The organism is Pseudomonas emilianonis (genome assembly GCF_023072625.1).
Taxonomy (GTDB): domain Bacteria; phylum Pseudomonadota; class Gammaproteobacteria; order Pseudomonadales; family Pseudomonadaceae; genus Aquipseudomonas; species Aquipseudomonas paraveronii.
In genome coordinates this window covers 1-8,622 of record NZ_JAKNRV010000227.1, presented here as the reverse complement: position 1 = coordinate 8,622, position 8,622 = coordinate 1, and the positions used below count along the sequence as shown (strand labels likewise).

General features: G+C 62.2%; 7 protein-coding genes and 1 pseudogene. All 8 read left to right on the top strand.

The window, feature by feature from the left end:
* Positions 1-311, top strand: a pseudogene (locus L9Z73_RS20135) (hypothetical protein); the annotation flags it as partial.
* Positions 304-984 (top strand): respiratory nitrate reductase subunit gamma, encoded by a 681-nt coding sequence (narI, locus tag L9Z73_RS20130; RefSeq protein ID WP_247404564.1) that lies wholly within the window; start codon positions 304-306, stop codon positions 982-984. The pseudogene L9Z73_RS20135 and the gene narI, both read left to right, overlap by 8 nt.
* Before the next feature lie 10 nt (positions 985-994).
* A complete protein-coding gene (locus L9Z73_RS20125) occupies positions 995-1,921 on the top strand; it encodes a peptidylprolyl isomerase (protein ID WP_247404561.1) in 927 nt (308 codons plus the stop codon).
* Position 1,922: 1 nt separating this feature from the next.
* The gene (gene moaA, locus L9Z73_RS20120; RefSeq protein ID WP_247404557.1) at positions 1,923-2,909 is read left to right on the top strand and encodes a GTP 3',8-cyclase MoaA; all 987 of its coding nucleotides are present in this window, start codon (positions 1,923-1,925) and stop codon (positions 2,907-2,909) included.
* Positions 2,910-3,134: 225 nt separating this feature from the next.
* Complete coding sequence (locus L9Z73_RS20115) at positions 3,135-5,135, top strand: ribonucleoside triphosphate reductase (protein ID WP_282598693.1); 2,001 nt, start codon at positions 3,135-3,137, stop codon at positions 5,133-5,135.
* 31 nt (positions 5,136-5,166) lie between these two features.
* Entirely contained in the window at positions 5,167-5,322 is a 156-nt protein-coding gene (nrdD, locus tag L9Z73_RS31220) for an anaerobic ribonucleoside-triphosphate reductase (RefSeq protein WP_017849317.1), read from the top strand.
* Positions 5,319-6,014 carry an anaerobic ribonucleoside-triphosphate reductase activating protein gene (locus L9Z73_RS20110; RefSeq protein WP_282598692.1) on the top strand — a complete coding sequence of 232 codons (696 nt, stop codon included), beginning with the start codon at positions 5,319-5,321 and terminating at the stop codon, positions 6,012-6,014. Before nrdD ends, L9Z73_RS20110 begins: the two co-directional genes overlap by 4 nt.
* 70 nt (positions 6,015-6,084) lie before the next feature.
* Positions 6,085-7,704 (top strand): methyl-accepting chemotaxis protein, encoded by a 1,620-nt coding sequence (locus L9Z73_RS20105; protein ID WP_247404551.1) that lies wholly within the window; start codon positions 6,085-6,087, stop codon positions 7,702-7,704.
* Positions 7,705-8,622 lie beyond the last annotated feature (918 nt).

The window sequence follows — 8,622 nt, the reverse complement described above, 5'->3', positions numbered from 1 at the left end:
CGTTGGGCAGCAGTTGCGAGGTCGCGTTACCGCCGCCAGTGACCTTTGCCGCACCGCCCGTGATCTGCGCCGAACCGTTGCTGGCCGGCGTGCGTATCGCCATCGCCCGTGACGACTCCCTCGAAGCCCTGGACAAAATCTGGGAAGAGGAAGCGGTGGACTTTATGCAGGCCGAACAACAGGACCGTTGCAGCTCGATGCCCAGCGCACCGGGTAAAGCCCGCGAAGAAAGCGCGGTGCCGTTGCACTGGGTGGATTTTCAGCAAGAAGGGCAGGCCGCAGTGCCAGCCGCGGAGGTGGGTAATGTCTAAGTGGAATTTGCTGGTTTTCGGGGTGTACCCCTATGTCGCCCTGGCGATCTGCCTGCTGGGCAGTTGGGCGCGGTTCGACCTGTCGCAGTACACCTGGAAGGCCGGCTCCAGCCAGATGCTCAACAACCGTGGCATGCGCGTGGCGAGCAACTTCTTCCACATCGGCGTGCTGTTCGTGCTGGCCGGGCACTTCGTTGGCCTGCTGACCCCGGCGTCGGTCTATCACCATGTGATCAGCACTGAAAACAAACAGTTGCTGGCGATGGTCTCCGGCGGCGTCTTCGGCCTGCTGTGCCTGGTGGGCTTGCTGATGCTGGTCAAGCGCCGCCTGAGCGACCCGCGTGTACGTGCCACATCGAGCCCGTCGGACATCCTGATCCTGCTGGTGCTGCTCGCGCAGTTGGTGCTTGGCTTGCTGACCATCGTCGCCTCCACCGGGCATATGGACGGTTCGGTGATGGTGATGCTCGCCGACTGGGCGCAGAACGTGGTGCTGTTGCGGCCGGTGGACGCGGCGGCTTCGATCGAGCCGGTCAGCCTGATCTACAAGGCGCATGTGGCGCTGGGCTTGACCCTGTTCGTACTGTTCCCGTTTACCCGCTTGGTGCATATGGTCAGCGCGCCGATCTGGTACCTGGGGCGTCGTTATCAAATCGTGCGGCAGAAGTATTGAGGAGAACGTCATGACAACTGGATGCGGATGTGGTGGCGGTAAAGGCGGCAGCGGTGGTTGCGGCTCGTCGGTCAAAGAACCGGTGGTGGCCGAGGTTGCGGCCCCGGCGCTGTTCGAGGAACTCAAGGCACCTGAGCTGATCGCCAGCAGTGAACAGGAATGGCCGATCATCAGCGTCAACGGCGTGCCCGTCACGCCGGAGGCCATGGCCCTGGAGTTGCAATATCACCCGGCCGAAAGCCGCGAGGAGGCGGTGTATTTGGCCGCCCGTGCGCTGGTGATCCGCGAGCTGTTGCAGCAGCGGATCGCCGAGCTGGGCCTGGCGGTGGAGATCGCTGCCGGCGAGAACGAAGAAGAAGCCGCCACGCGCTTGCTGCTGGAGCGTGAGGTCAAGGTGCCCGAGTGCGACGAGGCCACCTGTGTGCGTTACTTCGAGAACAATCGCGGGCGCTTTCACAGCGCGCCGTTGCTGGCGGTGCGGCACATTCTGCTCGAATGCGCGCCGGACGACGCCGAGGCGCGCCATCTGGCGCACACCCAGGCAGAAGTGCTACTGGCGAACCTGAAAGACCAGCCCGGCCACTTTGCCGAGCTGGCCCTGCAGTATTCGGCGTGCCCGTCCAAGGCCCAGGGCGGTTCGTTGGGCCAGGTGAGCAAGGGCCAGACCGTGCCCGAGCTGGAGCGTCAGCTGTTCACCCTGGCGCCGGGCTTGGCCAGCAAGCCGCTGGAAAGCCGTTACGGCTGGCATGTGATCAATGTCGATCAGCGCATCGAAGGCCAACCGCTGCCGTATGAAGCGGTGGCGGTGGCGATCCGCACCCAGTTGCAGCAAGGGGTGTGGCAAAAGGCATTGGTGCAGTACCTGCAAACCCTGATCGGCGCGGCGGACATTCGTGGCATCGCGCTGCAGGGCGCCGACTCGCCGCTGGTGCAGTGACATGAGCCTGGTGGATGGGGTAGGCCGTTCGATCGATTACCTGCGCTTGTCGGTGACCGACCGTTGTGATTTTCGTTGTGTGTACTGCATGGCGAAAAACATGACGTTCCTGCCGCGCCAGCAGGTGCTGACCCTGGAAGAGCTGGAACGCCTGGCCGCGCTGTTCGTCGGCCAGGGCGTGCGCAAGATCCGCCTGACCGGCGGCGAGCCGTTGATTCGTCCGGGCATTGTCGGGTTGTGCCGCAACATCGCGGCGCTGCCGGGCTTGCGCGAACTGGTGATGACCAGCAACGGCTCGCAGTTGGCACGCCTCGCGCAGCCGCTGGTGGACGCCGGGGTTAAACGCATGAACATCAGCCTCGACAGCCTGGATCCGCAGCGCTTTCGCGCGATCACCCGCAACGGTGATCTGCGCCAGGTGCTGGACGGTATCGAGGCGGCGCGAGAGGCCGGGTTCGAGCGGGTCAAGCTCAATTGCGTGGTGATGAAAGGGCGCAACTTCGATGAAGTGCCTGCGCTGGTGCAGTACGCGATCGACCAAGGCATCGACATCAGCTTTATCGAGGAAATGCCCCTGGGCGACGTGGGCCGTTCACGCGGCGAGACGTTCTGTGCCAGTGATGAAGTGCGCAGCGTGATCGCGCGTCACCATGCCGTGCTCGACAGCACCGAAAACAGCGGCGGCCCGGCGCGCTATGTGCGCCTGGCACGGCATCCGGGGACGCGCATCGGCTTTATCTCACCCAACTCCCATAACTTCTGCGGCAGTTGCAACCGCGTGCGCATGACCGTCGAAGGGCAGTTGCTGCTGTGCCTGGGGCAGGACAACGCGGTGGACTTCCGCGCTTTGCTGCGGCGTTATCCGTTGGACGATGGGCCGTTGATCGAGGCCTTGCACAAGGGGTTGAGGGGCAAGCCGCTGCGCCATGATTTCACCGGGGCAGGCGAGGTGCAGGTGGTGCGCTTCATGAATATGAGCGGCGGTTGACTGTGGGAGGGGCGGTGCGACGATTCGACTTGCTACCGATAGCGGTGTGTCAGTCAATACATGCATGACTGATACACCGCTATCGGGAGCAAGCCCCCTCCCACATTTTGATCTTCGTTCAGACTTGACCTTGATCAATGGCAGCCGAAACGCCTAGCCGTAATATCACTGCATATTGTGTTTTAAAGATTTATTAAATCTATATGTAGTGTCTGGAGCCTTCCAATGCAAAGCATGCTCAGCCCGCTGGTCAGTAACCGCCTGCACAAACGCGACGGCAGCCTCGTTGCGTTCGACGCCGAAAAAATCCGTCAGGCGCTGATCGCCGCCGGCAATGCTACCGGCGAGTATCAGGAAGCCGAGGTCGACCTGTTGCTCGGCGCGGTATTGGCGCGGCTGCGCGGCATCGAACGGCTGGATGTGGAGCAGATCCAGGACAGCGTCGAGCGGGTGTTGATGGATGCCGGGTACTTCCTGTCGATGCGCGCTTATATCGTCTACCGCGAACAGCACGGCCGCCTGCGCCGCGATCGCAAGACCCTGGTGGAAGTCGCCACCTCGATGAACGAATACCTCGACCGTGAAGACTGGCGCGTGCAGGCCAATGCCAACCAGGGATATTCCCTGGGCGGGCTGGTGTTGAACGTGTCGGGCAAGGTCACCGCCAATTATTGGCTGGATGAGGTCTACAGCCAGCAGATCGGCCGCGCACACCGTGAGGCGGATCTGCATATCCATGACCTGGACATGCTCGCCGGCTACTGCGCCGGTTGGTCGCTGCGCTCGTTGTTGCACGAAGGCCTCAATGGCGTGCCGGGCCGCGTGGAAGCGGGGCCGCCCAAGCATTTGAGCAGTGCCCTGGGGCAGATGGTCAACTTCCTCGGCACCTTGCAAAACGAATGGGCCGGCGCCCAGGCGTTCAGCTCGTTCGATACGTATCTTGCGCCCTACGTGCGCAAGGACCAACTGAGCTACCCCGAGGTGCGCCAGGCGGTGCAGGAGTTCATCTACAACCTCAACGTGCCGTCGCGCTGGGGCACGCAGACGCCGTTCACCAACCTGACCTTCGACTGGGTCTGCCCGGAAGATTTGCGCGAGCAGATCCCGGTGATCGGTGGTGAGGAAATGCCGTTTGCCTATGGCGACCTGCAAACGGAAATGGAGCTGATCAACCGTGCCTACATCGAAGTGATGCAGGCCGGGGATGCCAAGGGGCGAGTGTTCACCTTCCCGATTCCGACCTACAACATCACCCATGATTTTCCCTGGGACAGCGAGAACGCCGACCGCTTGTTCGAGATGACGGCGCGCTACGGTTTGCCGTATTTCCAGAACTTCCTCAATTCCGACATGCAGCCCAACCAGGTGCGCTCCATGTGCTGTCGCCTGCAACTGGACGTGCGCGAGCTGCTCAAACGTGGCGGCGGGCTGTTCGGTTCGGCGGAGCAGACCGGCTCGCTGGGCGTGGTGACAATCAACTGCGCGCGCCTCGGTTACCTGTTCAAGGGCGACACCAGCGGTTTGCTGCAACGCCTGGACAGCCTGATGGAAATGGCCATGGAAAGCCTGGAGGTCAAGCGCAAGGTGATCCAGCACCATATGGACGCCGGGTTGTACCCGTACACCAAGCGTTACCTGGGCACCTTGCGCAACCACTTCTCCACCATCGGCCTCAACGGCATGCACGAGATGCTGCGCAATTTCACCGATGACACGCAAGGCACGCACACCGAAGAAGGGCGCGCGTTCGCCCTGCGCCTGCTTGACCATGTGCGCGCCACCTTGCTGCGCTTCCAGGAAGAAACCGGCCACCTCTACAACCTCGAAGCCACGCCGGCGGAAGGCACCACCTACCGCTTCGCCAAGGAAGACCGCAAGCGCTACCCGGACATTCTGCAAGCCGGCAGCGTGGATGCGCCGTACTACACCAACTCGTCGCAACTGCCGGTGGGCTTTACCGAAGACCCCTTCGAAGCCCTCGAGCTGCAAGACGAACTGCAATGTAAATACACCGGCGGCACTGTGCTGCACCTGTACATGGCCGAACAGATTTCTTCGGCCCAGGCCTGCAAGCAATTGGTGCGTAAAGCGCTGGGGCGTTTCCGCCTGCCGTACTTGACCGTGACCCCGACCTTCTCGATCTGCCCGGTGCACGGCTACCTCGCCGGCGAACACGAGTTCTGTCCCAAGTGCGATGAAATCCTCGCGCTTGCTGCCCAGTCCTGAACCTGTTTTTCAACCCGCAAGGAGATTCACCATGCAAACATCCCAGCCACAACGTCAGCGCTGCGAAGTCTGGACCCGGGTGATGGGTTACCACCGGCCGGTGTCCGCGTTCAACCCCGGCAAACAGTCCGAGCACAAGGAGCGTGTTCACTTTACCGAAGCGGCTTGTGCGGCCGGACGCCAATGAGTCGAATGCTACGGGTTGGGGGCATGGTGCCCCTGACCACCCTCGACTACCCTGGCATGCTCGCCTGCGTGCTGTTCTGCCAGGGTTGCGCCTGGCGCTGTCGTTATTGCCATAACCCGGACCTGATCGGGCCGCGCGGAAGCGCGGAGATCGATTGGCGCCGGGTTTTGCTGTTTTTGCAGCGCCGCCAGGACCTGCTGGACGCGGTGGTGTTCAGCGGCGGTGAGCCGACCCTGCAGGAAGGCTTGCCGGCGGCGATGGACGAAGTGCGCGCCATGGGCTTTCGCGTGGGCCTGCACAGTGCAGGGATCAAGCCGGCAGGCTTTGCCAATGCGCTGCGCCATGCCGACTGGGTGGGCTTCGATGTGAAGGCCCTGGTCGAGGACTATCAACTGGTCACTCAGGTCAAAGGCAGCGGCGCCGCCAATTGGCGCAGTTTGGAGACCTTGCTGGCCAGTGGCGTGGACTACGAGTGCCGCACCACGGTGCATTGGCATCTGATCGATACGTCGCGCCTGTTGCGCCTGGCCCAGCGTTTGCAGGCCAGTGGTGTCAAGCGCTTCGCCGTGCAGATGGTACGCACGGCGAGCATGCTCGATGAGCAACTGCCGATTGCTCCGGCACAGATGGCGTTGCCGGAGTTATGGGGGCGCATGCGCGAGTTGTTTCCGGCTTTTGTATTACGAGGGTGACCGATCGCCCTCCCAGGATTTTTAAAGATGTTGCCCGTTTCGGGCCGATATTCATCAAGGAATGTTTAGAATGACGCAGTTAACCACGGCACAACGCATTGTCATCGGCTTCGCGATTGCGCCGCTGGCTCTGGTCGGTTTGGTGTTTTACGCCTTGCACGACCTGGCAACCCTCAAGCAACAATCCGAACAGATCGTGCAGCAGGACTGGCCGAAAATCGCACCGATCATGGTGATCGCCACCGGCGTGCGCGATAACGGACGCAACACCCGCGACCTGCTGATCGACCAGGATAACCAGCCGGCTCAAGAGGCCATCGGCACCACCCGGCAGCGCATTACCCAGGCGTTCGCCACCCTCGAGCCGCTGTTCGATACCGCCGAAGGCAAGGCGGCGTATGCCGCGTTGAAAACCCATCGGGAAACCTACGTCGCGGCCTTTACCCAGGTGCAGGCGCTGATCAAGCAGGGCGCCCGCGAGCAGGGCCTGGCCCAGCTCAAACAGCAGGTAGTGCCGGCCGAACTTGACGTGTTCAAGAGCCTCGATGCGTTGATGGCCATGCAAGGCCGGCTGTTCGTCGAGCGCGAGCAAGCTGCGCAAATCCTCTACGACGAGGCGCGCCGCATGATGATCGGGCTGTTGCTGCTGTGCGTGACCCTGGTCGTGGCGGCCGCCGTGATCGTCACGCGCAGCGTCACCCGACCTTTGGGCGGCGAGCCGGACGAGGTGGCGCGGGTGCTCAACCATATCGCCCAGGGCGACCTGACCATCGACGTGCCGCTGGGCAACAGTGCCGACGGCAGCGTGATGCGCAACCTGCACCAGATGCAGCAGAGTCTTAACCAGATGGTCCGGCAGATCGCCGCCTCGGTGGACGGCGTGGCCAGCTCGTCGGAAGAGTTGAGCGCGGTCAGCAGCCAGACCAGCAGCAGCCTGCAGTTGCAGGGTCAGGAAATCGAACAGGCCGCCACGGCGGTGAACGAAATGACCGCCGCCGTCGACGAAGTGGCGCGCAACGCGGTGAGCACCAGCGAAGCCTCGCGCCTGTCGGAACAGACCGCCCAGCTTGGGCGGGCGCAGGTGCAGGAAACCGTGGCCTCGATCAACACCCTGGCCACCGGCGTGGTGGAAACCTCCGAACGTATCCAACAACTCGCAGGCCGCGTGCAAGACATCAGCGGCGTGCTGGACGTGATCCGCAGCATCGCCGACCAGACCAACCTGCTGGCCCTCAACGCCGCGATCGAAGCGGCCCGTGCCGGCGATGCCGGGCGCGGTTTTGCGGTGGTCGCCGATGAAGTGCGCGCACTGGCCCATCGTACTCAGACCTCGACCCAGGAGATCGAGCAGATGATCGGCAACATCCGCCAGGACACCGAACACGCCGTGGCCGCGATGCACGACAGCAGCGAGCGGGTGCAGACGACCTTGGGCGTGGCGCAGCGTTCGGGGGAAGCGCTGGATGAAATCACCCGGTCGATTTCGCAGATCAATGAGCGCAATTTGATGATCGCCAGCGCCACCGAAGAACAGGCACTGGTGGCGCGGGAAGTGGATCGCAACCTGGTGGGGATTCGGAACCTGTCGCAGCAGGTGTTGCAGGGAGCTTTGCATACCGAGACGGCAGGGCATGATCTGGCGGGGATGGCGGGGGAGCTGCATCAGACGGTGGCGCGGTTTAAGGTTTAGACGGTGTGCATGTCTGTTATTTAGGTGACGGTGGCTGCTGAGTACATATCCGTTTCTTCGGTAACGGCCACTGGCGGTTCCGCTCTTACAGCGGGTCACTTTTGGCAAACGCCCCAAAAGTAACCAAAAGGTCTTTGCCCCACCACTCGGCACCTCGCCTAGGCTCGGTGTGCCCGAACGCAGGCTTTGGAGCGTGGGCCGCCGTCATGGGCCATCCCTGGCCCAGGACGGCTAACCCGGCGTCCTGCCGGGTTACCCACGCTCCAAAGCCTGCGTTCGGCCAGCGTGGTTAACGGGGCGCCCCAGATCAAAAGCCAAAGCAAAGCGAGGCGGCCTTATAGCCGACCTGATACTGGAAGCCGAACTCGGTCAGAAATGTGGGAGGGGGCTTGCCCCCGATGGCAGTGTGTCAGTCACTACATGCATGACTGATCCACCGCTATCGGGGGCAAGCCCCCTCCCACATTTGGATCTCCATGGATCAGATAGACCTCATTCTGCTTTGCTCTTGCTCTTGCTCTTGCTCTTGCTCTTGCTCTTGCTCTTGCTCTTGCTCTTGCTCTGGCTCTGGCTCTGGCTTTTGATCTTGATCTTAGGCGCCCCGTAAAACCACGCTGGCCGAACGCAGGCTTGAATCCGTGGGTAACCCGGCAGGACGCCGGGTTAGCCGTCCTGGGCCAAGGATGGCCCATGACGGCGGGCCACGGATTCAAGCCTGCGTTCGGGCACACCGAGCCTAAGCGAGGTGCCGAGTGGTGGGGCAAGAGCCCTTTGGTTACTTTGGGGCTTTTTGTATGGACCGGAAACATGGTGGACACATGTGCGGGGACATGGTTGACACATTATGGACCATAGTCAGGTTTGCTCACGTCGATCGTTCGTAGGAAGTGATGACAGAAGTAGACATCAAAAAGGCCA

Bases quoted from the DNA above. Each gene is read 5' to 3' on its own strand.
- L9Z73_RS20110 (WP_282598692.1), top strand. From the start codon at position 5,319: ATGAGTCGAATGCTACGGGTTGGGGGCATGGTGCCCCTGACCACCCTC.
- narI (WP_247404564.1), top strand. From the start codon at position 304: ATGTCTAAGTGGAATTTGCTGGTTTTCGGGGTGTACCCCTATGTCGCC.
- L9Z73_RS20115 (WP_282598693.1), top strand. From the start codon at position 3,135: ATGCAAAGCATGCTCAGCCCGCTGGTCAGTAACCGCCTGCACAAACGC.
- moaA (WP_247404557.1), top strand. From the start codon at position 1,923: ATGAGCCTGGTGGATGGGGTAGGCCGTTCGATCGATTACCTGCGCTTG.
- nrdD (WP_017849317.1), top strand. From the start codon at position 5,167: ATGCAAACATCCCAGCCACAACGTCAGCGCTGCGAAGTCTGGACCCGG.
- L9Z73_RS20105 (WP_247404551.1), top strand. From the start codon at position 6,085: ATGACGCAGTTAACCACGGCACAACGCATTGTCATCGGCTTCGCGATT.
- L9Z73_RS20125 (WP_247404561.1), top strand. From the start codon at position 995: ATGACAACTGGATGCGGATGTGGTGGCGGTAAAGGCGGCAGCGGTGGT.